This window comes from Nonomuraea sp. NPDC049649 (genome assembly GCF_040675175.1).
GTDB lineage: Bacteria > Actinomycetota > Actinomycetes > Streptosporangiales > Streptosporangiaceae > Nonomuraea.
Genome location: NZ_JBFAOH010000011.1, coordinates 184,841 through 210,603, shown reverse-complemented (window position 1 = coordinate 210,603; position 25,763 = coordinate 184,841). Strand labels below are relative to the sequence as shown.

Annotated in this window: 22 protein-coding genes; 19 read left to right on the top strand and 3 right to left on the bottom strand. The window is 71.8% G+C overall.

Going from position 1 to position 25,763, the window contains the following annotated elements:
• Positions 1-273: 273 nt before the first annotated feature.
• Positions 274-906 (bottom strand): LysE family translocator, encoded by a 633-nt coding sequence (locus AB0J42_RS17615; protein WP_364295229.1) that lies wholly within the window; start codon positions 904-906, stop codon positions 274-276.
• Between the two features lie 329 nt (positions 907-1,235).
• On the opposite strand from AB0J42_RS17615, the gene AB0J42_RS17610 reads away from it, so the two are divergent.
• The 17 genes from AB0J42_RS17610 (at position 1,236) to AB0J42_RS17530 (ending at position 21,589) form a co-directional block, all read left to right on the top strand.
• On the top strand, positions 1,236-2,558 hold the full coding sequence (locus AB0J42_RS17610; RefSeq protein ID WP_364295226.1) for a folylpolyglutamate synthase/dihydrofolate synthase family protein: 1,323 nt from the start codon (positions 1,236-1,238) through the stop codon (positions 2,556-2,558).
• Positions 2,558-2,908, top strand: a complete 351-nt coding sequence (locus AB0J42_RS17605; RefSeq protein WP_364295223.1) for a DUF4233 domain-containing protein — start codon at positions 2,558-2,560, stop codon at positions 2,906-2,908. The genes AB0J42_RS17610 and AB0J42_RS17605 overlap by 1 nt, the downstream gene beginning before the upstream one ends.
• A gap of 74 nt (positions 2,909-2,982) precedes the next feature.
• Positions 2,983-4,368, top strand: coding sequence for a hypothetical protein (locus AB0J42_RS17600; RefSeq protein WP_364295220.1), 1,386 nt, complete (start codon positions 2,983-2,985; stop codon positions 4,366-4,368).
• A 162-nt stretch (positions 4,369-4,530) separates the two neighbouring features.
• Positions 4,531-4,941: a nucleoside-diphosphate kinase gene (gene ndk / locus AB0J42_RS17595; RefSeq protein ID WP_364295217.1), complete on the top strand. Its 411-nt coding sequence runs from the start codon at positions 4,531-4,533 to the stop codon at positions 4,939-4,941.
• 272 nt (positions 4,942-5,213) lie between these two features.
• The gene (locus AB0J42_RS17590) at positions 5,214-6,245 is read left to right on the top strand and encodes a rod shape-determining protein (protein WP_364295214.1); all 1,032 of its coding nucleotides are present in this window, start codon (positions 5,214-5,216) and stop codon (positions 6,243-6,245) included.
• Positions 6,245-7,123 carry a rod shape-determining protein MreC gene (gene mreC, locus AB0J42_RS17585; protein ID WP_364295211.1) on the top strand — a complete coding sequence of 293 codons (879 nt, stop codon included), beginning with the start codon at positions 6,245-6,247 and terminating at the stop codon, positions 7,121-7,123. Before AB0J42_RS17590 ends, mreC begins: the two co-directional genes overlap by 1 nt.
• Positions 7,120-7,584: a rod shape-determining protein MreD gene (gene mreD / locus AB0J42_RS17580; RefSeq protein ID WP_364295208.1), complete on the top strand. Its 465-nt coding sequence runs from the start codon at positions 7,120-7,122 to the stop codon at positions 7,582-7,584. The genes mreC and mreD overlap by 4 nt, the downstream gene beginning before the upstream one ends.
• 5 nt (positions 7,585-7,589) lie before the next feature.
• Positions 7,590-9,626 carry a penicillin-binding protein 2 gene (gene mrdA, locus AB0J42_RS17575; RefSeq protein WP_364295250.1) on the top strand — a complete coding sequence of 679 codons (2,037 nt, stop codon included), beginning with the start codon at positions 7,590-7,592 and terminating at the stop codon, positions 9,624-9,626.
• Complete coding sequence (gene rodA / locus AB0J42_RS17570; RefSeq protein WP_364295205.1) at positions 9,623-10,789, top strand: rod shape-determining protein RodA; 1,167 nt, start codon at positions 9,623-9,625, stop codon at positions 10,787-10,789. The genes mrdA and rodA overlap by 4 nt, the downstream gene beginning before the upstream one ends.
• A gap of 28 nt (positions 10,790-10,817) precedes the next feature.
• On the top strand, positions 10,818-12,728 hold the full coding sequence (locus tag AB0J42_RS17565; RefSeq protein ID WP_364295202.1) for a TIGR03960 family B12-binding radical SAM protein: 1,911 nt from the start codon (positions 10,818-10,820) through the stop codon (positions 12,726-12,728).
• Positions 12,729-12,894: 166 nt separating this feature from the next.
• The gene (locus tag AB0J42_RS17560) at positions 12,895-13,647 is read left to right on the top strand and encodes a TIGR03936 family radical SAM-associated protein (RefSeq protein ID WP_364295199.1); all 753 of its coding nucleotides are present in this window, start codon (positions 12,895-12,897) and stop codon (positions 13,645-13,647) included.
• 132 nt (positions 13,648-13,779) lie between these two features.
• The gene (locus tag AB0J42_RS17555; RefSeq protein ID WP_364295196.1) at positions 13,780-16,863 is read left to right on the top strand and encodes an Rne/Rng family ribonuclease; all 3,084 of its coding nucleotides are present in this window, start codon (positions 13,780-13,782) and stop codon (positions 16,861-16,863) included.
• A 220-nt stretch (positions 16,864-17,083) separates the two neighbouring features.
• Positions 17,084-17,386: a 50S ribosomal protein L21 gene (rplU, locus tag AB0J42_RS17550; RefSeq protein ID WP_364295193.1), complete on the top strand. Its 303-nt coding sequence runs from the start codon at positions 17,084-17,086 to the stop codon at positions 17,384-17,386.
• 15 nt (positions 17,387-17,401) lie between these two features.
• Positions 17,402-17,659, top strand: coding sequence for a 50S ribosomal protein L27 (rpmA, locus tag AB0J42_RS17545; RefSeq protein WP_364295190.1), 258 nt, complete (start codon positions 17,402-17,404; stop codon positions 17,657-17,659).
• 130 nt (positions 17,660-17,789) lie between these two features.
• On the top strand, positions 17,790-19,142 hold the full coding sequence (obgE, locus tag AB0J42_RS17540) for a GTPase ObgE (protein WP_364295187.1): 1,353 nt from the start codon (positions 17,790-17,792) through the stop codon (positions 19,140-19,142).
• A 30-nt stretch (positions 19,143-19,172) separates the two neighbouring features.
• Positions 19,173-20,288 carry a glutamate 5-kinase gene (gene proB, locus AB0J42_RS17535; RefSeq protein WP_364295184.1) on the top strand — a complete coding sequence of 372 codons (1,116 nt, stop codon included), beginning with the start codon at positions 19,173-19,175 and terminating at the stop codon, positions 20,286-20,288.
• 20 nt (positions 20,289-20,308) lie between these two features.
• Entirely contained in the window at positions 20,309-21,589 is a 1,281-nt protein-coding gene (locus AB0J42_RS17530; protein ID WP_364295181.1) for a glutamate-5-semialdehyde dehydrogenase, read from the top strand.
• Between the two features lie 6 nt (positions 21,590-21,595).
• On the opposite strand, the gene AB0J42_RS17525 is transcribed toward AB0J42_RS17530, so the two are convergent.
• Complete coding sequence (locus AB0J42_RS17525) at positions 21,596-22,201, bottom strand: methyltransferase domain-containing protein (RefSeq protein WP_364295178.1); 606 nt, start codon at positions 22,199-22,201, stop codon at positions 21,596-21,598.
• 229 nt (positions 22,202-22,430) lie between these two features.
• On the opposite strand from AB0J42_RS17525, the gene AB0J42_RS17520 reads away from it, so the two are divergent.
• Both AB0J42_RS17520 and AB0J42_RS17515 read left to right on the top strand, forming a co-directional pair.
• The gene (locus tag AB0J42_RS17520) at positions 22,431-22,592 is read left to right on the top strand and encodes a hypothetical protein (protein WP_364295175.1); all 162 of its coding nucleotides are present in this window, start codon (positions 22,431-22,433) and stop codon (positions 22,590-22,592) included.
• 100 nt (positions 22,593-22,692) lie between these two features.
• On the top strand, positions 22,693-24,660 hold the full coding sequence (locus AB0J42_RS17515; RefSeq protein ID WP_364295172.1) for a protein kinase: 1,968 nt from the start codon (positions 22,693-22,695) through the stop codon (positions 24,658-24,660).
• A gap of 3 nt (positions 24,661-24,663) precedes the next feature.
• Here AB0J42_RS17515 and AB0J42_RS17510 read toward each other — a convergent pair whose 3' ends face one another.
• A complete protein-coding gene (locus AB0J42_RS17510) occupies positions 24,664-25,677 on the bottom strand; it encodes a M48 family metallopeptidase (RefSeq protein WP_364295169.1) in 1,014 nt (337 codons plus the stop codon).
• Positions 25,678-25,763: the final 86 nt, after the last annotated feature.

Genomic DNA, 25,763 nt, shown 5'->3' with positions numbered 1-25,763 from the left:
CCCGGAAGTTAAGCTTCTCTGCGCCGATGGTACTGCACTCGGGAGGGTGTGGGAGAGTAGGTCGCCGCCGGACAATCTTTGATATGGGAAAGGGCTCCGACGATCATGTCGGGGCCCTTTCTTGTTTCCTGTGTGGGGTCCTGGGGCGGTAGTCTCGGGGCCTTGCTTGTTTGTTTTGGAGGGTTCTGGGGTTGTTACTCTGGGGCCCTTTCTTGTTTGTTTCTGGGGCTCTGGGGTGGACACTCCCGGGCCCTTTCTTATTTCACCAGGGCGTCATCGGTCGACGGCCAGGCGGACGCCCAGGCCGATGAACAAGGTGCCGGTCGCCGTCTCGATGCGTCGGCGCACGGTGTGACTGCGCCGCAGCCAGCCCCCGATGCGGCCCGCCAGCACGCCGACCGTGCCGTCCACGACGAACTCCAGCACGATCAGGATCGCGCCCAGGATCACGAACTGCAGCCAGACCTGGCCGAGCCGTGGATCGATGAACTGCGGCAGGAACGCGACGGTGAACGTCACCATCTTGGGATTCAGAAGATTGGTCAGCAGACCGCTCAGGAACGCTTTCCTGCCCGGCATCCCGGCACCGGCCACGGGCAGGTCGCTCTTGCCTTTTCGCGCGTTCACGATGGTCTGCACACCCAAATAGATCAGGTAGGCCGCGCCGATGACTCGTACCACCGTGAAGGCGAATGGCGCGGCGGCGAAGAGGGCAGCCAGCCCGGCGGCGGCCACGGCGACGTGCACGGCCTCGCTCACCGCCACGCCGGCGGTGGCGAGCAGACCGGCGCGAGCGCCGCCGCGCATGCCGCAGCCCAGCACGAAAAGCATGTCGGGGCCCGGCGTGATCATCGCGATGACGGTGGTCAGGGTGAAGAGCGCTAACAACTGCGGATCGACAGGCATGGGGCGATCGTCACACGCTCGTTCTTCGCCGCGCATCCGGAATATCAGGCGGCCGCGCGGACTGGTGGCATCGGGTGAATCCGGCGGCCGTGCGACCTCGTGGCTCTAGGTGTGTCGGTAGTGGTGCTGGTCCGGGGCCGTCCGGGTGTGTCCGGCAGTAGTGCGGGTCCGCGGCGTCTTTGTATGTCCGGCGCTCGTGGCGGCTCGCGCGTCCGGGCGTATCAGGCGGACGTGCGGGCTCGTTTCCGCGGACTCAGGAAGGCGTGTCTCACAGCGATGGGAAAGGCACCGGGGGATGGAGGGGTCGTGGTGGTCAGTAGGGTTGAGGGGTGGACTTTCGTGCGGTAGAACGCGCGATCCTGGAGCGGGGCGTCGAGTGGGATTTCGAGCCGACGCTCGGCAGGATCGCGGCCCTAATGGATCTGCTCGGCTCGCCTCAGCGGGCGTACCAGGTCATACACATCGCCGGCACGAACGGCAAGACCAGCACGGCGAGACTGGTCGAGAGCCTGTTGCGGGAGCGCAACCTGCGGGTCGGCCGTTTCACCAGCCCGCACCTGGTGTCGGTGCGCGAGCGGATCGTCGTCGACGGCGAGCCGCTGAGCGAGGAGCGGTTCGCCCAGGTCTATGAGGAGATCGCGCCCTTCGTGGAGATGGCCGACGCGCAGGGCGAGCGGCGTATCCAGTTCTTCGAGCTGCTGACGGCGATGGCGTTCGCGGCGTTCGCCGACACCCCGGTCGACGTGGCCGTGGTCGAGACGGGCATGGGCGGCTCGTGGGACGCGACGAACGTGGCCGACGGGAACGTGGCCGTGGTGACGCCGATCTCGCTCGACCACACCGACCGGCTCGGCCCCGACCTGACGAGCATCGCCCAGGAGAAGGCCGGCATCGTCAAGCCGGGCTCCACCGCGGTGTTCGCGCAGCAGGAGCTGGCGGCGGCCGAGGTGCTGATGCGGAAGGCGGCCGACGTCGGCGCGGTGGTGGCGCGGGAGGGCCTGGAGTTCGGTGTGCTGAGCCGCGAGGTGGCGATCGGCGGGCAGCTGGTCACGTTCCGCGGGCTCAAGGGCGTCTACGAGGACGTCTATCTGCCGCTCTACGGCGTCTACCAGGCCAGCAACGCCGCCTGCGCGCTGGCCGCGGTCGAGGCGCTGACCGGCGGCGACGAGCCGCTCGACGTGGAGCTGGTGCGTGCGGCGTTCGGGGAGGCGGCCTCGCCGGGGAGGCTGGAGGTGGTGCGGCGCAACCCCACGGTGGTGCTGGACGCCGCCCACAACCCCGGTGGCATGATGGCGACGCTGGAGGCGGTGCACGAGGCGTTCGACTTCCCCAAGCTGGTCGGCGTCGTCGCGGTCATGGCCGACAAGGACGTCGAGGGCCTGCTGGACCTGCTGGAGCCGGTGCTCGCGGAGGTCGTGGTCACCCGTAACTCGTCGCCGCGATCGCTGCCGGCCGCGGAGCTGGGGGCGCTGGCGGCGTCCGTGTTCGGCGAGGAGCGGGTGCACGTCGCCGGGCGGCTGGACGACGCGATCGACCAGGCCATCGCGATCGCCGACGCGGACGGCGAGTTCGCCGGCACCGGCGTGCTGATCACCGGGTCGGTGGTGACCGCGGGCGACGCGCGGTTCCTGCTGAAGGCGGAGGGCGCCTGATGGGCCTGCTCGATTTCGAGGTGACGCCCGGGATGCGGCGGCTGGGCGCGAGCGTGCTCGGCATGGAGGCGATCGTGGTCGCGCTCGCCACGCCGGTGGCGATCACCGTGGGCGGTGTCGAGCCCGCGCTGGCGGTGACCGGCGGGATCGGTGTGGCCGTGCTCTGCGTGGTCGCCACCGCGCTGCTCAAGCGGCCGATCGGGTACGTGCTCGGCAGCGTGGCGCAGGTGCTGGCGATCTGCGTCGGGTTCCTCGTGACGGCGATGTTCGTGCTGGGAGCGATCTTCGCGGCGCTGTGGATCGCGGCGATTATCGTCGCTCGCCGTGTCGAGGGCGTGACTTCCCGCTAAAGTCGGGCCTCATGGCCGTTCCCCCGATTCAGCGGTCCCCGGAGGCCGCGCCGCAACGCGCAGGATCAGCGCCGATGCTCGACGCCGTGCTCGGGCTGCTCATCGTGGCGGCGCTGCCGCTGGCGATCGTCGCGATCCCCAATACCGTGTCGGTGGTCGCGGGGCTGCTCCCCGACGACCTCGACAGGGTCGCGCTCATGCGGGCCCACGGGCTCGCCCTGCCCGCGATGCTGCTGACCGTGCCGCTGGCCGTCCTGGCGCTGCGCCGGGTCAAGGCCGCCCATCTGCTCGTCGGGGGGCTGGCGCTGCTGGCCGCCGCCGACGCCGCGGGCGGCTACGCGGGCTCGGCCTTCGTGGTCGGCGTGCTGCGCGTCGCCCACGGCGTCGGTGCCGGGCTGCTGGTGCCCGCCACGCTGGTGGCCGCCTGGGAGCGGCCGCGCTGGCTGCGCGGGCTGTGGGCGGGCGTGCTGGCGCTGAGCATGCTGAGCGCTCAGGCGCTCGCGCTCTGGCCGCTGGCCGGGGCGACGGAGTGGCGCGTCACGCTGCAGCCCTACCCGCTGCTCAGCGGCGTCGCGCTGGCGCTGGCCGCGGTCTACTTCGTGCTCTGGCTGCTGCGCGGCGGGACGTCCGAGCCGGGTCTCCCACCCGGGGGGCGCGTCCTGCTCACGGTCCTTCCCGCCGCCGTGGTGGCGGTGGTCGCCGTCGGCGCCGCGAGCCAGGACTGGGGTGCCGGGCTGATGATCCTGCTGGCCGCGGCCGCCGTGATCGGGCTGATCGCGGTGGCCTCCGCCGGCGCCGCCGGGAGCCGTACGCTCGCGTACACGATGGTGACGGTCGGCGTCGTGCTGCTGCCGAGCGTCGCCCAGGTGACGTACGTGGAGATGGGCGGCATGGGCGGGCCGGGGCTGAAGGGGCTGTGGATCCCGTTCTGCGTCGCGGGCGTCCTCGCGGTGGCCGCGGCGGTGGCGGTGCGGCGGTCGTCCGCGTCCGGGCAGTGGCTGACGCAGCTCGGGCTGCTGTCCATGGTCGCCGGGCTCTGCTCGGTGCGGGTGCTGGTGCCGTCGGCCGACGGGCTGGTGCTGGTGGTGCCGTTCGCGCTGCTCGCGGCCGGTGCGGCGGTGGCGCTCACGGCGGCGCTCTCGGAGGTGCGGGCCGAGGCGGCGATGTCGGGGCTGGTGCTCTGCTTCCCCGGCGTCCTGGCGGGCTATCTGCTCGGTACGGGGATGCAGAAGGCGCTGCTCGACCAGAGCTCACGGCAGGAGTTCGTGGACAGCTACGTCGGGGTGCTGCATCTGTGGGCGCTGACCGGGGGTTTCCTGGTGGTGGCGGTGATCGTCCTGGTGTCGGTCATGGCGCGCCGGACCCCGGCGGCCGACGGCCCGCCCGCCGCCGAGCCGAGCGAGAACGGCGCCGTGCCGCCCGTGCCGCCGCCCGCGCAGTCGCCTGAGGCGAGCGCCTGAGCTCGCCGGAACACTCGCTGGAACACAGGGTGACCGGCGCGGGGCGGTAAGCTGTGGCGGCAGCTTCACGTGGCCTTGGCGGCGGAGCACCCCGGGCCAGGCCGTGTTCGTAGCGCTGTTCGTAGCCCGCATCCGCGACCCCTGTTCGAAGGAGAACTCCAAGTGTCCGAGCGCACTCTTGTCCTGATCAAGCCCGATGGAGTCAAGCGCGGCCTGATCGGTGACGTGATCGCCCGCGTGGAGCGCAAGGGCCTCAAGGTCGTGGCGATGGACCTGCGCACCCTCGACACCGAGACCGCCAAGGCGCACTACGCCGAGCACTCCGAGAAGCCGTTCTTCGGCGAGCTCGTCGAGTTCATCACCTCCGGGCCGCTGGTGGCGATGGTGGTCGAGGGCCACCGCGCCGTCGAGGCCTTCCGCTCGCTGGCGGGGCTCACCGACCCGGTGAAGTCGCCTCCCGGCACCATCCGCGGCGACCACGCCCTGGAGATCGGCGAGAACGTCGTGCACGGCTCCGACTCGCCGGAGTCGGCTGCCCGGGAGATCAAGATCTTCTTCCCGGACCGCTTCTAGGTCCACGCACGTCACGAGTGCCCGCAGGCTGTGAGCCTCGCGGGCACTCGGCGTTTCCGGGGCCTACCCGAGGGCGCGGATGGTAGCGCGCAATCCGGGCAAAATCGCGGTTGGCGGAGGGACTTGAGATTTTTGTGGGGCGCACCGGCTCAGTTCGCGGACTGGTGGGTACGTGACGTTACGATTCGAATTCAGTCCGTAGCCACCACGGCATTGGGTTCGGTCTTCAGTCCGTAGTCCTATGCGAACGTCACGGGAAGGCTCCGTTCCCCATGGGTAGCAAGCTCGCCTTTCTCGGCCGTGACATGGCGGTCGACCTCGGCACCGCCAACACACTGGTGTATGTCCGCGGCCGCGGCATCGTGCTCAACGAGCCTTCGGTCGTGGCCATCAACACCGCCACCGAGAAGGTCGTGGCCGTGGGTGTCGAGGCCAAGCGCATGATCGGCCGCACACCCGGCAACATCGTCGCGGTCCGCCCCCTCAAAGACGGGGTGATCGCCGACTTCGAGGTCACCGAGCGCATGTTGCGCTATTTCATCCAGCGGGCGCAGAGACGCCGCTATCTCGCTAAACCGCGCATCGTCATCGCCGTGCCCAGCGGCATCACCAGCGTCGAGCAGCGGGCCGTCAAGGAGGCGGGCTACCAGGCGGGCGCCCGCAAGGTCTACATCGTCCAGGAGCCGATGGCGGCGGCGATCGGGGCCGGCCTGCCGGTGCACGAACCCACCGGCAACATGGTGGTCGACATCGGCGGCGGCACCACCGAGGTGGCGATCATCTCGATGGGCGGCGTGGTCACCAGCAAGTCCATCAGGGTCGGCGGTGACGAGCTCGACCAGGCGGTGATCACGTACGTGAAGAAGGAGTTCTCGCTCATGCTGGGCGAGCGCACCGCCGAGGAGATCAAGATGACGGTCGGCTCGGCCTGGGCCGACGGCGAGGAGGCGCACGCCGAGGTGCGCGGCCGTGACCTGGTCAGCGGCATGCCGAAGACGATCATCGTCTCCGCCGAGGAGATCCGCAAGGCGATCGAGGAGCCGGTCAACGCCATCTCCGACGCGGTCCGGTCCACGCTCGACCTGTGCCCGCCGGAGCTGTCCGGCGACCTGATGGACCGGGGGCTCGCGCTCACCGGCGGCGGCGCGCTGCTCAAGGGGCTGGACGAACGGCTGAGGCAGGAGACGGGCATGCCCGTCCATCTGGTGGAGAACGCGCTCGACTCGGTGGCCCTCGGCTCCGGGCGGTGCGTGGAGGACTTCGAGGCGCTGCAGCAGGTTCTCGTTCCGGAGTCGCGACGCTGATGAGGGACTCTCGCCGGGCACGACTCATCCTGGGCATCCTGCTGACCGCGGCGCTGGTCATCCTGACCGTCGACCACCGGACGGGGCAGGACTCGCCGCTGCGGCCGCTGCGCGCGGCCGGCTCGTGGGTGTTCGGTACGGCCGAGCAGGCGGGGGCGGCGGTGATCCGGCCGGTGACGGGGTTCGTCGACGCCGTGGCCAGTGCCCCCGGAGCCCAGCGCGACATCGCCCGGCTGCGTGCCGAGAACGCCCGCCTCCGCTCCGACCTGGCGGCCAGCAAGGTCGACGCCAAGCGCTCCGCGGAGCTGAAGCGGATGCTCGGGCTGGCCTCGCTAGGCGGCTACAAGGTGGTGCCGGCCAACGTGGTCGCCCGGCGCGGCCAGCCGGGGTTCGAAGAGGTGGTCGAGGTCGACGCCGGCACCGACGACGGGGTGCGCGCCGAGATGACGGTGCTCAACGGCGACGGGCTGGTCGGCCGGGTCGTGCACGCGGGCCCGCGCACGTCCACCGTGCTGCTGCTGAGCGATCCCGGCTCGGCGGCCGGCGCCCGGATGGAGGAGGGCAGGGAGATCGGCGTGGTCCACGGCGTGGGCGAGCACGGCCGGCTGCTGCGCTTCCAGCTGCTCGACGCCTCGGTGCCGGTGACGCGGGGCACGCGCCTGGTCAGCTTCGGCTCCCGCAACGGCGCGCCGTACGTGCCGGGCGTGCCGATCGGGATCGTCGAGCAGGTCGAGCCGGCGTCGGGCGACCTGACCCGGACCGCCTACGCCCGGCCGTTCGCGGACCTGACCGCGCTGGACGTGGTCGGCGTGGTGGTGCGGCCGCCCGCGCGCGACCCGAGGAACGCCGTGCTGCCGCGCAGGGAGGGGACGAGATGACCGCGGTCGTGGCCGTGCTGGCGGCGCTGCTGGTGCAGTTCATGCTGGTGAACCGGTTGCCGCTGCCCGCCGGGGGAGCGCCCGACCTGGTCCTGCTGGCGGTCGTCGGGGCGGCGCTGACGCGCGGGCCGGCCGCCGGGGCGATGCTCGGGTTCGGGGCCGGGCTGCTCGTCGACCTGGCGCCGCCGACGGCGCACGTGGCGGGCCTGTACGCGTTCGTGTTCGCGCTGGTGGGCTACCTGGCGGGCCGGGGCGTGGGCGGCCGGGCCGTCACCGTCGTGGTGTGTGTGCTGCTCGCGCCGCTGCTGGCGGCGGCCGTGAGCGGGCTGCTGTCCGATCCGCGAGTGACGGCCGCCACGCTCACCCAGCAGGTGCCGGTGACGGTGGTGTGCACGCTCGTGGTCGCCCCCGTGGTGGTCTGGCTGGTCTCCAGGGGGACGCGGGAGAGGTACGCGCTGTGAACCGGATGCGGACCCGGCTGCTCGTGGTGCAGGTGCTGGTGCTGATGATGATCGCGGCGCTCGCCGTGCGGCTCTGGCAGGTGCAGGTCGTACGCGGGCCCGAGTTCGTCAATCGGGCGACCGAGACCCGCACCAGGACCGTCATCGTGCCCGCGGTGCGCGGGCAGATCTTCGACTCCTCGGGCCGCCCGCTGGTGCGGAACAAGGCCAGGCTGGTGGTCTCGGTCGACCGTACGAGACTGGTCCGGATGCGCGACGAGGGCGTCAAGGTGCTGGGCAAGCTGTCGTCGGTGCTCAGCCGCCCGGTCGCGCAGCTGCAGAAGCGGATCACGCCGTGCGGTCCCGGCGTGCCCAAGCCGTGCTGGACCGGCTCCCCGTACCAGCCCGTGCCGCTGGAGGAGAAGGTCGAGACCCGCGAGGCGCTGCAGATCCTGGAGCAGCAGGAGAAGTTCCCCGCGGTGACGGCGGAGGTCCAGGCCATCCGGGAGTATCCGCTCAAGGAGGCCGGGGCGCAGATGCTGGGCTATCTGTCGCCGGTGACCGAGGCCGAGCTGGAGAAGCGGGTCGGGCTCAAGGCCGCGTTCTCGGGCGTCGACCTGGCGGGGCGCGACGGCCTGGAGTACGTCTACGACGAGGAGCTGCGCGGCAAGCCGGGCACCCGCAGGGTGCAGGTCGACCGGATGGGCAAGCCGCTCGGGGTGGAGAAGGAGGTGCCGTCGGTCCCCGGCCTCCACCTGGTGACGAGCATCGACGCGCGCATCCAGCGGGTCACCGAGCAGGCGCTGCAGCGGGCGATGAAGCGCACGCCCGCCGCTGACGGGGGCGCCGCGGTGGTGCTCGACGCGCGCACCTCGCGGGTGCTCGCGATGTCCAGCGCGCCGGGGTACGACCCGTCGGTGTGGGCGGGCGGCATCTCCGAACGCACCTACCGTCACCTGCTGTCGGAGAAGTCCGGCAAGCCGCTGACGTCACGGGTGATCAACGGGCAGTTCGCGCCGGGCTCGACGTTCAAGGTGTCGTCCGTGGCCTCGATGCTGCGGGCCGGTTACCCGCTGAACGGCACCTACAGCTGCCCCGGCTCGGTCATGATCGGCAACCGCGCCTTCAACGGCTTCCGCGGCATCGGGCTCGGCACGCTCAGCCTGCACACCGCGCTGGTGAAGTCGTGCGACACGATCTTCTACAAGGCCGCGTACGAGCAGTACCTGAAGGACGGCGGGCGGACGCCGAAGAAGAACGTGAAAGAGGTGTTCGCGAACACCGCCCGGGGCTTCGGGTTCGGCTCGCCCACCGGGGTCGACCTGCCGGGCGAGTCGCCCGGGCGCATCCCCGACCGCCGCTGGAAGAAGGAGACCTGGGCGCTGACCAGCGGCGAGAACTGCAAGCGGGCGCAGACCGGCTACCCCGAGGTCAAGGACGCGGCCCGGGCGTCGTTCCTCAAGCGGCTGGCGCACGAGAACTGCCAGGAGGGCTACATCCTGCGGCCCGGCGACTCGGCCAACTTCAGCATCGGCCAGGGCGACGTGCTGGTGACGCCGCTGCAGCTGGCTCGTGCGTACGCGGCGCTCGTCAGCGACGGGAAGGTGCGCAGCCCCCGGGTCGGCTGGGCGCTGGTGCGGCCGGACGGCGAGGTGGTCAAGACCATCCCGGTGCCCGTGGTGGGCAAGCTGCCCGTAACGGAGAAGGAGCGGCGCTACATCAAGAACGCGCTCAGCCAGGTCCCCTCCGACGGCACCGCGGCCGGGGCCTTCGCCGGCTTCCCGATGGACAAGGTGGAGATCGGCGGCAAGACGGGCACGGCGGAGGTGTGGGGAAAGAAGGACACCTCCTGGTTCGCCTCGTTCGCGCCCACCCGCAACCCGCGGTTCGTCGTGGTCGTGATGGTCTCCCAGGGCGGGTTCGGCGCGGAGACCGCCGCGCCCACCGCCCGTGAGATCTACGAGGGCATCTACGGCTTCGGCCGGCGCGCGGCGGTGCCCGGCGGCAAGCCGGTGTCGAAGCTGCCGATCTTCCGGCCCGACGGGACGGTGGTCCCGGGATGACCGGCGGCGCGCTGACGGCCGGGCGGCGCTCGCTCATCCGCCGGGCGTTCGGGCCGGAGTCGGCCGTGTGGCGGATGGACGCGGTGATGCTCGTCGCCGTCGCCGCGCTGCTCGTCATCGGCTCGCTGCTGGTCTGGTCGTCCACCCGGACGTGGGCGCCCGGCTCCACCGGGCTGCTGTGGAAGCACTCGCTCAACCTGGTGATCGGGGTGGCGCTCTGCCTCACCATCGCCATGGTCGACTACCGGGCGGTGCGGGCGTACGCGCCGCTGGTGTACCTGGTCTCGCTCGTCGGGCTGGGGCTCGTGCTGAGCCCGCTGGGCGCCACCATCAACGGGTCCCACTCGTGGATCCTGCTCGGCGGCGGGTTCGCGGTGCAGCCGTCGGAGTTCGCCAAGGTCGGCCTGGTGCTGATCACGGCCATGCTGCTGGCGCAGCCGGTGGACGGCACCGACCGGCCGCGCGGGCTGGACGTGCTGCTGGCGCTGGTTGCCGCCGGGATCACGCTCGGGCTGGTGATGTTCCAGCCCGACCTCGGCACCGCGCTCGTGCTGGCGGCCATCACGGCCTCGGCGCTGATCATCGCCGGGGTGCGCAAACGGCTGATCGCCCTGTTCACGCTGGCCGGGGCCGTCGGGATCTTCTGCGTCTTCTTCTTCGACGTGCTGGAGCCGTACCAGGTGGCGCGGTTCACCGCGTTCGTCGACCCGAGCGTCGACCCGCGCGGCGTCGGCTACAACAGCACCCAGTCGCTCATCGCGATCGGGTCGGGGCAGCTGTTCGGCAAGGGGCTGCTCGGCGGCGGGCAGACCACCGGCAGGTTCGTGCCCGAGCAGCACACCGACTTCATCTTCACCGTGGCGGGGGAGGAGTTCGGCTTCCTCGGCTCGGTCACCGTCGTGGCGCTGCTCGGCCTGGTGCTGCTGCGCGGGCTGTGGATCGCGCGGCACTGCGAAGACAGGTTCGGCACGCTGATGGCGGGCACGATCGTGTGCTGGTTCGCCTTCCAGATGTTCGTCAACGTCGGCATGACGATCGGCATCATGCCCATCACCGGCCTGCCGCTGCCGTTCGTCTCCTACGGCGGCACCGCCACCTTCGCCAACCTCATCGGGGTCGGGCTGCTGCAGTCCATCCACGTACGGCGCAGTGCGTTCGGCTGAGCGGCCGGACGCGGCTACGCTGGGTGTCATGCCTGTCGAGTCGATTTTCCACCGCCTGGAACCGCTGCTGCCCAAGGTGCAGAAGCCGATCCAGTACGTCGGGGGTGAGCTCAACTCGACGGTCAAGGAGTGGGACTCCGCCGACGTGCGCTGGGCGCTGATGTACCCCGACGCCTACGAGATCGGCCTGCCCAACCAGGGCGTGGCGATCCTGTACGAGATCCTCAACGAGCTGCCCGGGACCCTGGCCGAGCGTACCTACGCCGTCTGGCCCGACCTGGAGGCGCTCATGCGGGCCGAGGGGGTGCCGCAGTTCACCGTCGACGCCCACCGGCCGGTGCGCGCGTTCGACGTGTTCGGCATCTCCTTCTCCACCGAGCTCGGCTACACCAACATGCTGACCGCGCTCGACCTGGCGGGGATTCCGCTGGTCGCGGCCGAGCGTGGCGACGACGACCCGATCGTGCTGGCGGGTGGCCACGCGGCCTTCAACCCCGAGCCGATCGCCGACTTCCTCGACGCGGCCGTGCTGGGCGACGGCGAGCAGATCGCCATCGCCATCACCGAGGTGATCCGCGAGTGGAAGGAGGAGGGCAGGCCCGGCGGGCGCGACGAGCTGCTGATGCGGCTGGCCGAGTCCGGCGGCGTCTACGTGCCCAAGTTCTACGACGTCGAGTACCACCCCGACGGCCGGATCAAGCGGGTCGCGCCCAACCGTCCCGACGTGCCGTGGCGCGTCCACAAGCACACCGTCATGGACCTCGACGAGTGGCCGTACCCGAAGAAGCCGCTGGTGCCGCTGGCCGAGACGGTCCACGAGCGGTTCAGCGTGGAGATCTTCCGCGGCTGCACGCGCGGCTGCCGGTTCTGCCAGGCGGGCATGATCACCCGTCCGGTGCGGGAGCGGTCGATCACCACCATCGGCGCGATGGTGGATCACGGCGTCAAGGAGTCCGGCTTCAGTGAGGTCGGGCTGCTGTCGCTGTCGTCCGCCGACCACAGCGAGATCGGCGACCTGGCCAAGGGCCTGGCCGACCGCTACGAGGGCACCAACACCTCGCTGTCGCTGCCTTCGACGCGGGTCGACGCCTTCAACATCGACCTGGCCAACGAGTTCTCCCGCAACGGGCGGCGCTCCGGCCTCACCTTCGCGCCGGAGGGCGGCTCCGAGCGCATGCGCAAGGTGATCAACAAGATGGTCACCGAGGAAGACCTGGTCCGCACCGTCACCGCCGCCTACTCGCAGGGGTGGCGGCAGGTCAAGCTCTACTTCATGTGCGGGCTGCCCACCGAGACCGACGAGGACGTGCTCGGCATCGCCGACCTGGCCAAGAAGGTCATCAAGGCGGGCCGCGAGGCCACCGGGTCGCGCGACATCCGCTGCACGGTCTCCATCGGCGGCTTCGTGCCCAAGCCGCACACCCCGTTCCAGTGGGCCGCCCAGGCCGACCACGAGACCGTCGACCGGCGGCTCAAGATGCTGCGCGACGCGCTGCGCGGCGACAAGGAGTACGGCCGGGCCATCGGCTACCGCTACCATGACGGCAAGCCGTCCATCGTGGAGGGCCTGCTGTCACGCGGCGACCGCCGGGTCGGCGCCGTCATCCGGGCCGTCTGGGAGGACGGCGGCCGTTTCGACGGCTGGAGCGAGCACTTCTCCTTCGAGCGGTGGATGGCCGCCGCCGAGCGGTGCGGCGTCGACGTCGACTGGTACACCACGCGCGAGCGCGAGGAGAACGAGGTCCTGCCGTGGGACCACCTCGACGCCGGGCTCGACCGCGAGTGGCTCTGGCAGGACTGGCAGGACGCCATCTCGGGCGCCGAGGTCGAAGACTGCCGCTGGACTCCGTGCTACGACTGCGGCGTCTGCCCCACCATGGGCACCGAGATCCAGATCGGGCCGACGGGCCGGAAACTCCTTCCTCTCACCGTCGTCTGACGAGGCGTCCGGCGCGCGGGCGGTGTCTCGCCGTACATGATCCTGTACGTGCGGGTGCCAGGGCGGCATATCCTGTGAGAAGAAACTCTTACAAGGGAAGGACGACAAGGCTCTGAAACCTGTTCCCGACGGGCCACCGCCCGCGCCCACGGTGCAGCGCCTGCGCGTGCGCTACGCCAAGCGCGGACGCCTGCGCTTCACCAGCCATCGCGACATCTCGCGGGCCGTCGAGCGCGCGGTACGTCGTGCCGGCATCCCGGTGGCATACAGCGCGGGCTTCTCACCACATCCGAAGATCTCCTACGCGGGCGCGGCGCCGACCGGCGTCGCCAGCGAAGCCGAATACCTCGAGATCGGCGTCACGACGCCGTGCGATCCTCAGCACGTCAGGATCGACCTGGACGGGTCGCTGCCGCCGGGCCTGGACGTGCTCGACGTGGTCGTGGCGGGTCCCGGCGCGCTGGCCGACCGCCTGGAGGTCTCCGAGTGGGAGGTGCGGCTGCCCGGTGCCGACCGCGAGCACGCCGATACGGCGGTGCAGAAGTTCCTCGCGGCCGGGCACGTGGAAGTCGAGCGCCTCACCAAGAAGGGGCCGCGCCGCTTCGACGCGCGCGAGGCGGTGCTGAGGCTCACGGTGCTGGAGGGAACAGGCAGAACTGCAGCTCAGGTGCCCGGACAGTCGTGTGTCATACTGCGCATGGTTGTTCGGCACATGACGCCTGCCGTTCGACCCGACGATGTGCTCACAGGGCTGCGCCTTGTGGCCGACTTCGCGCCGCCGGTTCCCCCCGAGGTGACCAGGCTGGCGCAGGGGCCGCTCGACGCCAGCACCGGTGCGCTTGCCGACCCGCTCGACCTGGACCGCGACATCACGCGCGGCGGCGAGGCGGGACCGGCGGGTGAGCACGTCGCCGGTTAATGGGGAGCGCCCTGCTGGGTGCGACCGGCTGACAGGACTTGGCGCCACGCCCCCGGGTGTGGCGGACAACGAGACACGAGAGCCCCTGCGCGGCGCGGCGACGCGCCCGGGGGCTGACGGGAGAGCGCCCGCATGCTCGACGAGAACGAGCCCAACGCCGGGGCCAACGGCCCTGACGGGGAGACAACAGAACAGATTCAGACGGCCCGGCGCCGCGGAGCGGCCAGGCGCCCGGCGGGTCCGCCGCCGGAGATTCCGGACGAGACGCCGGCCGCGCCCGTGACCGTCCCGGCCGCCCAGGCCCCTCCGTCGGTGACGGAGGCCCGGCCGTTGACCACGGCGGCCGTGCAGCGCGAGGCCGGCGAGCCCGAGGAGATCATCGCCGCCGCGGCTCCGGCGGAGGAGGCGGCGACCGAGGTCGAAGAGGCCAAGCCGAAGCGCGCCCCGCGGACCCGCTCGGCGGCCACCACCACGGCCCGCAGCCGCAAGAAAGTCGCTGAGAAGGCGGAGAGCGGCGTTTCCGGAGTCCCCGAGACCCCGGAAGCGGCCACCGGCCACGAGGCCGTCTCAGACACCCTTGAGGCGGCGGGAGCGCCTATCGCGGCCACCGCCACCACCACCTCGGCCCCCGCCGCCGAAACGGAGCCCGCCGCCGAGCCCTCCGCCAACGGACGGGAAGCCACCACCACCCGGCGCCGGACCCGCAAGAAGGCCGAGCCCGCGCAGACTACCGAAGAGGCCCAGCCCGCCGCGACAGCCACCGCCCCCGCCGACACCGGTCAGCCGGAGGCGGACGCCGGTCAGACGGACGCGGTCCGCGCCGACGCGGGTCAGGCGGACGCTGGTCGAGTGGACGTCGATCGTACGGACGCCGGTCTGGCGGAGGCGGCCCGTGCGGACGCCGACGACACCGCGGCAGCCGCTGTTACGGGGGCGGAGACCCCGGCGGAGGCCGAAGCGGACGAGGTGGCCGAGGCCGACGAACAGGACGAGATCATCGAGGTGCTGCCCGAGGACGAGCCGCTCGACGACGAGCCCGCCGGGGAGGACCTCGACGAGGACGACTTCAAGGTCAACCTGCTGGCCGACCCGTTCGGCCTGAACGCCCGCCGCGACGACGAATCCGGCGGCGCCGTGTTCCAGCGCCCGGCGCCCATCTTCGCGCCGCTGTTCCAGGCGCCCGACCCGACGAAGGCGCAGCCCGTACGGCCGGTCGAGCCGGAGCCGGAGCCGGAACCCGAGCCGGAGGCCGCCGCGGACGAGGAGGTCGTCGCGGAGTCCGGCGAGGACGAGCACGACACCGACAGCTCCGACGAGCAGGAGGGGACCGGCAGCCGGCGCCGCCGCCGCAGGCGCGGCGGGCGCGGGCGCGGCAAGTCCCGTGAGCGCGACGAGTCCGACGACCACGACGACTCCGACGACGACGACGGAGAGACGGAGGAGCAGCAGGCCGAGGAGCAGCAGGAGGAGAGCGGCTCCAGCTCGCGCCGCCGCCGCAGGCGCCGCCGGCGCGGCGGGGACGACGACGACACGGCCGAGCCGACGCCCGACGACCCGCCGAACACCGTCGTGCGCATCCGCGCGCCCCGCTCCGGCCGGGCCGCCGCCCAGGACGTCTCGTCGGACGGCGTGCAGAGCGTGCGCGGCTCCACCCGCCTGGAGGCCAAGAAGCAGCGCCGGCGCGAGGGCCGCGAGCTGGGCCGCAGGCGCCCGCCGATCATCACCGAGTCGGAGTTCCTGGCCCGCCGCGAGTCCGTCGACCGGATGATGGTGGTGCGCCGCCAGGGCGACCGCACGCAGATCGCGGTGCTGGAGGACGGCGTCCTCGTCGAGCACTACGTGAACCGCGAGGCCAGCCAGTCCTACGTCGGCAACGTCTACCTCGGCAAGGTGCAGAACGTGCTGCCGTCGATGGAGGCGGCGTTCGTCGACATCGGCAAGGGCCGCAACGCCGTGCTGTACGCGGGCGAGGTGAACTTCGACACCGCGGGCCTGGAGGGCCAGCCCAAGCGGATCGAGTCGGCGCTGAAGTCCGGCCAGTCGGTGCTGGTGCAGGTCACCAAGGACCCGATCGGCCACAAGGGCGCCCGGCTGACGTCGCAGATCAGCCTGCCCGGCCGCTATCTGGTGTACGTGCCGGACGGGTCGATGACGGGCATCAGCCGCAAGCTGCCCGACAAGGAGCGCTCCCGGCTCAAGAGCATCCTGAAGAAGGTCATGCCGGAGAACGCCGGTGTGATCGTGCGTACGGCCGCGGAGGGCGCCTCGGAGGAGGAGCTGGCCCGCGACGTGGCCCGCCTGTCGGCGCAGTGGGAGAGCATCAAGAAGAAGGCCAAGTCGGCCAGCCCGCCCGAGCTGCTGTCGGCCGAGCCCGACCTGACGATCCGGGTGGTGCGCGACGTCTTCAACGAGGACTTCAGCTCGCTGGTCGTGCAGGGCGAGGAGGCCTGGAACACCGTCGAGGACTACGTCAAGTACGTCGCGCCGCACCTGGCCGAGCGGCTGACGAAGTGGGACGGCGACCAGGGCGACGTGTTCGAGTCGTACCGGATCGACGAGCAGCTCGCCAAGGCGCTGGAGCGCAAGGTGTGGCTGCCGAGCGGCGGCTCGCTGGTGATCGACCGGACCGAGGCGATGACCGTCGTCGACGTCAACACCGGCAAGTTCACCGGCCAGGGCGGCAACCTGGAAGAGACCGTCACCCGCAACAACCTGGAGGCGGCCGAGGAGATCGTGCGCCAGCTGCGGCTGCGCGACATCGGCGGCATCATCGTCATCGACTTCATCGACATGGTGCTGGAGTCCAACCGCGACCTGGTGCTGCGGCGCATGCTGGAGTGCCTGGCCCGCGACCGGACCAAGCACCAGGTGGCCGAGGTGACCTCGCTGGGCCTGGTGCAGATGACCCGTAAGCGGGTCGGCCAGGGCCTGCTGGAGGCCTTCTCGACGCCGTGCGAGTGCTGCAACGGGCGCGGCCTGATCGTCTCCACCGAGCCGGTCGACAGCCGGCAGGAGCCGCGGGGCACGCAGGGCAAGATGGCGGTCGAGAAGGCGGTCAGCGACAAGCTGGCGGACAAGGTCTCGGCGGCGAAGGACTCCTCGAATCGTGATACGGTGACCGGTGCGCTTGACGATGTCCCGCATGAGGACGATCAGGCCGGTCAGTCTTCCGGCAGGGGGCGGCGACGTTCCCGCCGAGCCAAGTCCGCAGAGTGACCGCTCGGCGGCGATCCGATGGGTCGTCCGGTTCGCCAGGGACGCCGGTCTTCCGGTAATCTAGTGGACCGGTGCGTCAGGTGGCGTGCCCTGTTGGCGCGCCCCTCGGTTCGTCGGTTCTGGATGAGCCGGATGCCGGGCGCAGCATTCGGAGTCAGCGGCCGTCCCGCCAGGGGTGGCCGGTGCATCGACAACAGCTAGTCAGTAGAAGGGTTCCGCGGTGTACGCGATCGTTCGTTGCGGCGGCAGGCAGCAGAAGGTCTCCGTCGGTGACGTCCTCGAGGTGGACAAGGTCGCCGGCGAGGTCGGCTCTTCGGTTTCGCTGCCGACGGTGCTCGTCGTCAACGACGGCGACGTCACCACGGAGGCGGGCCGTTACACGGTCAGCGCCGAGATTCTCGGCGAGATCAAGGGCCCGAAGCTCAACATCCTGAAGTACAAGAGCAAGACCGGTTACAAGCGGCGCCTGGGCCACCGCCAGCGGTACACCCAGGTCAAGATCACCGGTATCGACCAGGCCTGATCGGGAGATTGACAGATGGCACACAAGAAGGGCGCGGCGTCCACCCGCAACGGCCGCGACTCGAATGCACAGCGCCTGGGCGTCAAGCGGTTCGGCGGCCAGCTGGTCAACGCCGGTGAGATCATCGTCCGCCAGCGCGGCACCCACTTCCACCCGGGTGACAACGTCGGCCGCGGCGGCGACGACACGCTGTTCGCGCTGACCGCCGGTCACGTCCAGTTCGGCACCAAGCGCGGTCGCCGGGCCGTGAGCATCGTCCCCGTCGCGGAGTAAATCTCCGTCGGAACGGGTTGACACAAGGGGTGGATCGCCTGCCGATCCGCCCCTTGTGCGTTTTTCCGACCCCAGCCGGGCTGGGGTGCAGAGGGGGCCCGTGCGCGGGCCCGTGGAGGAGAAGGACCGCATGCCAGACTTCGTGGACCAGGTGATCCTGCATGTCAGGGCCGGTGACGGGGGGAACGGCTGCGCCTCCATCCACCGGGAGAAGTTCAAGCCGCTCGGCGGCCCCGACGGCGGCGACGGCGGGCGCGGCGGGGACGTCATCCTCGAAGTGGACCCCAACACCGCCACGCTGCTCGACTACCACCGCCGCCCGCACCGCAAGGCCGAGAACGGCCGGCAGGGCCAGGGCTCCCACCGCGACGGCGCCAAGGGGGCCGACGTGGTGCTGCCCGTGCCGAACGGCACCGTGGTCAAGGACGCCGCGACCGGTGAGGTGCTCATCGACCTCGTCGGCGCCGGCACCCGCTACGTGATCGCCAAGGGCGGCCAGGGCGGGCTCGGCAACGCGGCGCTGGCCAGCGCCAGGCGGAAGGCGCCCGGCTTCGCGCTGCTCGGCGAGCCGGGTGAGGCGCTGGACGTCATGCTGGAGCTGAAGAGCGTCGCCGACGTGGCGCTGGTCGGCTTCCCCAGCGCGGGCAAGTCGTCGCTGATCGCCGCGATCAGCGCGGCCAAGCCGAAGATCGCCGACTACCCGTTCACCACGCTCATCCCCAACCTGGGCGTCGTCACCGCGGGCGACACCGTGTTCACCGTGGCCGACGTGCCCGGCCTGATCCCCGGCGCGTCCCAGGGCAAGGGGCTCGGCCACGAGTTCCTGCGCCACGTCGAGCGGTGCGACATGCTCGTGCACGTCATCGACTGCGCCACCATGGAGCCGGGCCGCGACCCCGTCACCGACTACGAGGTGATCGAGGCGGAGCTCGACGCCTACGGCAAGCTGGAGGGCCGTCCGCGCATGGTCGTGCTCAACAAGGCCGACGTGCCCGACGCCCGTGACCTGGCCGACCTCGTACGATCCTCCTTCGAGGAGCGCGGGCTGCGGGTGTTCACCGTGTCCGCGGCGACCCGTGAGGGGCTGCGTGAGCTCACGTACGCGATGGGCGAGTGGGTGGCGGCGGCCCGGGCCGTCAGGCCCATCGAGGAGCCGACCAGGCTCGTCATCAGGCCCAAGCAGCTCGGCGAGGCCGGGTTCAAGGTGCGCAAGGTCAACGACAACCTGTTCCAGGTGACCGGCGAGAAGCCGGAGCGGTGGATCAGGCAGACCGACTTCAGCAACGACGAGGCCGTCGGATACCTGGCCGACCGGCTGGAGCGGCTCGGCGTCGAGGACGCGCTGGCCAAGGCCGGGGCCACCGCCGGGGCCGAGGTGGTGATCGGGCCGATGGAGGGCGGCTACGTCTTCGACTGGCATCCGACGCTCGGCGAGGAGGCGCTCCGCCAGGGGCCGCGCGGAACCGACAACCGGCTGGGCTGACCGTTTGCCATGCTCGGATAGGGTTTGGTCGTGCGGGAACAGATCGGGGCAGCGTCGAGGGTCGTCGTCAAGATCGGCTCGTCGTCGCTGACGACCCCCCAGGGAATGATCGACGTCGACAGGGTCGACGCGCTCGTGGACGTGCTGGCCGCGCGCCGCCGGGCAGGCACCCAGCTCGTGCTGGTGTCCTCGGGCGCCATCGCGGCGGGCCTGGGCCCCCTGGGGCTGCCCGCACGACCGCGCGACCTGGCCACGCAGCAGGCGGCGGCGTCCGTCGGGCAGGGCGTGCTGGTCGCCCGCTACACGTCTTCTTTCGCCCGCTACGGGCTCCGCGTCGGCCAGGTGCTGCTCACCGCCGACGACATGATGCGGCGCACCCACCACGCCAACGCCCAGCGCACCCTCGACCGGCTGCTGGAACTCGGCATCGTGCCCGTCGTCAACGAGAACGACACCGTCGCCACCGACGAGATCCGCTTCGGCGACAACGACCGGCTGGCCGCGCTGGTCAGCCACCTCATCCGGGCCGACGCGCTGGTGCTGCTGTCCGACGTGGACGCGCTCTACGACGGGCCGCCCAGCAGGCCCGGGGCGCGGCGGCTGGCGGAGATCCGCGGCCCCGAGGACCTGGCCGGCGTCCAGCTCGGCAAGGGCGGCGCCGTCGGCACCGGCGGCATGATCACCAAGGTGCAGGCGGCGCGGATCGCCACCGGCGCGGGCGTGCCGGTCGTGCTGACCGCCGCCGCCCACGCCGCGCACGCGCTGGCCGGAGACGACGTCGGCACCTTCTTCCACCCGCAGGGCCGCCACCCCGGCACGCGCCTGCTCTGGCTCGCCCACGCCACCACCGGGCGCGGCCGGCTCCACCTCGACGCCGGGGCGGTCGAGGCCGTCGTCACGCGGCGCAAGTCGCTGCTGCCGGCCGGCGTGACCTCGGTGGAGGGCGAGTTCGCCGCCGGCGACCCGGTCGACCTGTGCGGGCCGCGCGGCCGGGTGGTGGCGCGCGGGCTGGTCAACTTCGACGCGGGGGAGATCCCCGGCCTGCTCGGGCGCTCCACCCGTGACCTGGCCACCGAGCTCGGTCCGGAATATGAACGCGAGCTGATCCACCGCGACGACATCGTCATACTGGAGTCCCACAACTGACCGCGCCGAGGAGATACGCGATGTCCGAAGAGTTCCTGAAGGTCGCCCACGCGGCACGAGAGGCCGCCGCCGAGCTGGCCCCGCTGCCGCGGGCGCCCAAGGACCGCGCCCTGCGCGCCATCGCCGATGCTCTGGTCGCGCACGCCGCCGAGATCGTCGAGGCCAACGCCAAGGACGTCGAGCAGGCCAGGGCGCAGGGCACCGCCGAAGCCATGATCGACCGGCTGCGGCTCGACGAGGGCCGGGTGAAGGCCATCGCCGAGGCCGTGCGCGAGGTGGCCGACCTGCCCGACCCGGTGGGCGAGGTGGTCCGCGGCTCCACCCTGCCCAACGGGCTGGAGCTGCGCCAGGTGAGGGTGCCGCTCGGCGTCATCGGCATCATCTACGAAGGCCGCCCCAACGTCACCGTCGACGCCGCGGCGCTCTGCCTCAAGAGCGGCAACGGGGTGCTGCTGCGCGGCTCCTCCAGCGCCTACAACTCCAACACCGCCCTGGTCAGGGTGATGCAGGAGGCGCTGGCCGCCACCGAGGTGCCGTCCGGGGCCGTGCAGCTCGTCCCGGGGCTCACCCGCGACTCGGCCAAGCAGCTCATGCGCGCCCGCGGGCTGGTCGACGTGCTCATCCCGCGCGGCGGCGCCTCGCTGATCAACTCCGTGGTGGAGGAGTCCACGGTGCCCGTCATCGAGACCGGCACCGGCAACTGCCACGTGTACGTCGACGCCGGGGCCGACCTCGACCTGGCCCTGGAGATCCTGGTCAACGCCAAGACGCAGCGGCCTTCGGTGTGCAACGCCGCCGAGACGCTCCTGGTCCACGCCGACGCGGCCGACGCGTTCGTACCCAAGGCGCTGGAGGCGCTGAAGGCGGCGGGGGTGACCGTCCACGGCGACGAGCGCATCGCCCGCTACGGCGACGTCGTCCCGGTGACGGAGGCCGACCTCACCGACGAGTACCTCTCGCTCGACCTCGCCGCCGCCGTCGTCGACTCGCTGGACGACGCCGTGGCCCACATCCGGCGGTACGGCTCCGGCCACACCGACGCCATCGTCACCCGCTCCCAGCAGGCCGCCCGGCGGTTCGTGTCGCTGGTCGACTCGGCGGCGGTGGCGGTCAACGCCTCGACCCGGTTCACCGACGGCGGCGAGTTCGGGTTCGGCGCCGAGATCGGCATCTCCACCCAGAAGCTGCACGCGCGCGGGCCGATGGGGCTGCCCGAGCTGACCTCCACCAAGTGGATCTACACCGGCGAGGGCCACCTGCGCACCGCCGAGGGCACGGTCATCGCCAAGTCCGCGCAGTAGGGCGCGTCAGGCGGGGCGCAGCAGGGCGACCAGGAAGTCCGAGTCGTCCCTGAACGGGCGCAGGTCCCAGGTCGACAGCAGCAGGTCGGGTTCGAGCCCGGCGGCCGCCGCGTCGGCCAGGAACTCGTCGAACTCGTAGCCGCGGCCGGCGCCGAAGCCGACCGCGGCCCGGCCCTCCGGCGCGAGGTGCGCGCGGAAACGCTTCAGCACCTCGTGCCGGGTGCTGGGGGCGAGGAACGTCATCACGTTCCCGGCGCAGACGATCACGTCGAACGGCTCGGTGATGCCCCGGGCGGGAAGGTCCAGCTCGGCCAGGTCGCCCACCAGGTAGCGCGGGCCCGGGTAGTCCTGCTCGGCGGCCTCGATCAGAGCCGGGTCGACGTCGACGCCGACCACGTCGTGACCGGCCTCGGCGAGCGCGCCGGCGATCCGGCCGGTTCCGCAGCCGGCATCGAGGATGCGGGCTCCGCGCGGCACCATCGCGTCCACGAGGCGGGCCTCCCCGGCCAGGTCCTCGCCGGCGCGGGCCATGGTGCGGAAGCGCTCGATGTACCACGTGGAGTGACCGGGGTCGGCGGCGACCTTCTGCATCCAGATGCTCTGTTCAGCCATGCCCGTATTCTCCCGTAGCGCAGCACCGGAAGGGCGCGGACGGCGTAGGGGAGTGCCGGACGGGGTGCGGAGCGCTGAAAGGATGCGGGGAGCATCAGAGGGGCGCGTGGTGTTGCGGGGCGTCGGAAGGGTGTGGACGGTCATCGGTGGGTCAGGGTAGGGGTCCGATCGGGTCGGGAGGCGGGGTGTCGGTGGCGGCGGGGCGGCGGGGTCTGCCTTGAGTGGGGGCATGGAGCTCGTCATCGCCCTCGTGTCCGCGGCCGTGGTGCTGGTCGGCGCCGACCGGCTGATGCTCTGGCTGGAGCGGCGCGGTCACGTCCACTGGCGCAGGAAGGGCCGCAGGGATCTGCGGCGGGAACCCCGGGCCGCGCTCGACAGCCTGCTGTCCTGAACGGGCCACGCCGATAAAAGTATCGGCGTGCCTCAGACGTCCACAGGCGTCACAGCGCTAGGGTTGTGTCCCTTATGGGCGCGCCGAGCGGGGAGGGACGGTGAGCAAGCTCGGCAAGGTCGGGCCGTACACCCTGCTCGAACGGCTCGGCCGGGGCGGTATGGGTGAGGTCTACCTCGCCACCGTCCGCCGTGGCGAGCGTGTCGCGGTCAAGGTCCTGCACGACCTGACCGAGGACGACTCCGCACGCATCCGGCTCGAGCGCGAGGTGCGGGCGTTGCGGCGGGTCGAGAGCCCGTACGTGGCGCGCGTCCTCGACGCCGACCTGTCCTGCGACCGTCCCTACCTGGTGATGGAGCACATCGAGGGCCCCACCCTGCTCGACCGGGTGCGCCAGGACGGCGCGTTCGAGCTGCCGGAGCTGGTACGGCTCGCGCAGGGCATCGCCGCGGCCCTGGCGATCATCCACGCCGCCGGGGTGGTCCACCGCGACCTCAAGCCGGGCAACATCATCATGGGCGCCGACGGGCCGGTGCTGATCGACTTCGGCATCGCGCAGGTGCACGACGCCACCCGGCTCACCATGACCGGCACCTTCCTCGGGACTCCCGGCTACACCGCTCCGGAGATCTTCGCCGACGAGCAGGTGGACTCGCCGGCCGACGTGCACGCGTGGGCGGCGACGGTGGCGTTCGCGGCGACCGGGCGGCCCGCCTTCGGACGGGGGACGGCCGAGGCGCAGATGTACGCGGTGCTCAACGGGCAGGCGGACCTCAAGGGCGTGCCCGTGGAGCTGCTGCCCCTGGTGCGGGCGGCGCTCAACCGGGAGCCGCGTAAACGGCCCACCGCCGCGCTGCTGGCCGACCGGCTGGCCCGGCTGGCCAAGGCGAGCGGGCTGGACGAGCCGGACGAGGCGGGCGACTCGGCGCGCCTGGAGGGCAACGTCCCGCCGCCGCGCGGGCGCGGCTCCGACAGCAAGCCCTCTCCGGCGCGTGGCCGTGCCTCGGAGGTGCCGGCGCCGCGCGGACGCCCGGCCGACAGCGTCCCGCCGCGCTCCCGCACGGGCGAGGCGGCCTCTCGCGGGCGCTCCGGTGACGGGGTGTCGTCCCGGTCTCGTACGGGCGAGGCGGCGTCGCGCGGGGTGCCGTCGCGGTCCCGTACGAATGAGGCGGGGTCACGGCGTTCCGGTGAGGCCGCGGCGTCCAGGGGGCGTTCCGGTGACAGTGTGCCGCCCCGGGGTCGTACGGGTGACAGTGTGCCGCCGCGTTCACGTACAGGTGAAGGGACGGCGCGGGGGCGGGCCGGTGAGGTGCCGGTGCCGCGCGGCGGCGACGGGGCGGGCCGGGCGGCCCGGCGTGGCGAGGCCGCGGCTGCCGGGGTCGGCGGGCGGGGGAAGGGCGGCGCCGGGCGGCGGGCCGCGGAGGCGGCGGCCGGGCGCGGGCGCGGCGGCGAGGGCGCGGTGCGGGCCAGGGCGCAGGCCAGGGTCAGGACGCCGGGCACGTCGGGGAAGGCCAGGAGTGCCGCGAGCCGGGCGGAAGGGGCGACGACGCTGCCCGCGGGGAACACCGCGCTGCTGCTGCTCGCCGTCCTGGCGGTGCCGTGCGTGGTGGCGTCGGTGATGTGGCCGGTCGCCTCCATCGGCATCACGGCGGCGTTCGTGGTGCTGACCAGGGCGCTGTGGATGAGTCACTGGATGGTGCGCAACCGGGCGGAAGGGTGGGCGCGGGCCGTCATGCGGGTGGTGACGCTGCCGTTCGCGCTGACGGGGTCGCTGGTGAGTGCGGCCGTGTGGCCGGGGGTGCCCGTCACCGTCGCGGCCGCCGGGGCGCTCTGGATCACCGGCGGGGGTGAGATCGACCCCGAGACGTGGTGGCAGCGGCCCGCTCCGGTCACCGCCGCGGCCGTCGTGTTCGGCATGCTGTGCGGGGGCATCACCGGTCGGGAGATCGAGCGGGTCGGGGCGCGGCTGCCCGACCTGCGCAGGGAAGGGCTGCGCGCACTGGCCGTGCTGGGCGGGTTCGTCGCCCTGTGCGCGGCAGCCGTGCGCGCGATCGCCCTGCTGCTGTGAGGGTCAGCCGTCGCGGCGCGCGAACCGGTTGAAGATGCGCTCGCCGGCGTTGACGGCGCCCTCGGCCACGTCGCGGAGCACGCCGATGAACGGGTCCTGGGACTCCGACCAGGACCTGCGGTAGGACTCGGCGGCCGCCTTGACCTCGTCGCTGACGCGGGCGTTCGGGTCGTCCTCGCGGCGCGGGTAGTCGCCGCCGATGATGCGGTCGTAGTCGCCGCCGCGGTGCCACTTGTCGAGCTCGGCGACGCGGACCACGGCGAACGGGTGGGTGGTGCCGAGCAGGTTGAGCACCTTGAGGAAGCCGTCGCGCAGGTCGCCCGCGGTGTCGTACTCGGCGAACTGCTCCAGGAAGGCCTCGATGTTCATCTCGTGGGTGTAGTCGCCGCCGGCGAGCTTCATCAGCGCCCGCTTGGCGGCCTCCGGGTCCTGGCCGGTGAGCAGGCCGCCGCGGTCGGAGGACAGCTCCGACTTGCGGTACCACTCCTCCAGGCCCGCCACGATCGCGCGCAGGCCGATGTAGCCCAGCGGGATCCAGGCGACGCGGGTCGCGAGGCGGGTGAGGATGTCGAGCATGGTCCGGTAGACGGCGTGGCCCGACAGGATGTGGGCCGTCTCGTGGCCGATGACGAAGCGCTGCTCCTCCTCGTTCATCAGGTTGAGCAGGCCGGTCGTCACCACGATGAACGGGTCGTCGAAGCCGATGGCCTTCGCCTGGACCTGCGGGTCCTGCTGGACGTAGATCTCCGGGATGCGGTGCAGGTCGAGGACGTAGGCGGCGTCCCGGCCCATGTCGTAGAGGGAGCGGAACTGGGTCTCGCTCACGCGTACGGCCGAGGCGAGGTACATGAGGCGCAGGCGGCGTTCGCTCACAAGGCCGGACATCTGCTTGAGAACTGTGTCGAACCCGCTCAACTTGCGCAGAGCGACCAGAGCCGACCGGTCTGCGGGGTGTTCGTAGGCGCGGGACGAGATGCCGGGCAGTTGGACGCGGCTGCGGTCCGGGGTGGTCGTCATGCCCGGCATGCTACGTCCGTAACGGGAGCGATGCGCGGCCATCGGGCAGGGGGGTGGCGTCATGCCGCACCGGGTCCTCCGCGTAA

Coding starts and splice junctions, on each gene's coding strand:
- AB0J42_RS17530 (WP_364295181.1), top strand. CDS start 20,309: ATGTCCGAAGAGTTCCTGAAGGTCGCCCACGCGGCACGAGAGGCCGCC.
- obgE (WP_364295187.1), top strand. CDS start 17,790: ATGCCAGACTTCGTGGACCAGGTGATCCTGCATGTCAGGGCCGGTGAC.
- mreC (WP_364295211.1), top strand. CDS start 6,245: ATGAGGGACTCTCGCCGGGCACGACTCATCCTGGGCATCCTGCTGACC.
- AB0J42_RS17525 (WP_364295178.1), bottom strand. CDS start 22,201: ATGGCTGAACAGAGCATCTGGATGCAGAAGGTCGCCGCCGACCCCGGT.
- mreD (WP_364295208.1), top strand. CDS start 7,120: ATGACCGCGGTCGTGGCCGTGCTGGCGGCGCTGCTGGTGCAGTTCATG.
- rpmA (WP_364295190.1), top strand. CDS start 17,402: ATGGCACACAAGAAGGGCGCGGCGTCCACCCGCAACGGCCGCGACTCG.
- AB0J42_RS17510 (WP_364295169.1), bottom strand. CDS start 25,677: ATGACGACCACCCCGGACCGCAGCCGCGTCCAACTGCCCGGCATCTCG.
- AB0J42_RS17600 (WP_364295220.1), top strand. CDS start 2,983: ATGCTCGACGCCGTGCTCGGGCTGCTCATCGTGGCGGCGCTGCCGCTG.
- mrdA (WP_364295250.1), top strand. CDS start 7,590: ATGCGGACCCGGCTGCTCGTGGTGCAGGTGCTGGTGCTGATGATGATC.
- AB0J42_RS17615 (WP_364295229.1), bottom strand. CDS start 906: ATGCCTGTCGATCCGCAGTTGTTAGCGCTCTTCACCCTGACCACCGTC.
- AB0J42_RS17605 (WP_364295223.1), top strand. CDS start 2,558: ATGGGCCTGCTCGATTTCGAGGTGACGCCCGGGATGCGGCGGCTGGGC.
- AB0J42_RS17565 (WP_364295202.1), top strand. CDS start 10,818: ATGCCTGTCGAGTCGATTTTCCACCGCCTGGAACCGCTGCTGCCCAAG.
- AB0J42_RS17520 (WP_364295175.1), top strand. CDS start 22,431: ATGGAGCTCGTCATCGCCCTCGTGTCCGCGGCCGTGGTGCTGGTCGGC.
- AB0J42_RS17590 (WP_364295214.1), top strand. CDS start 5,214: ATGGGTAGCAAGCTCGCCTTTCTCGGCCGTGACATGGCGGTCGACCTC.
- rodA (WP_364295205.1), top strand. CDS start 9,623: ATGACCGGCGGCGCGCTGACGGCCGGGCGGCGCTCGCTCATCCGCCGG.
- AB0J42_RS17555 (WP_364295196.1), top strand. CDS start 13,780: ATGCTCGACGAGAACGAGCCCAACGCCGGGGCCAACGGCCCTGACGGG.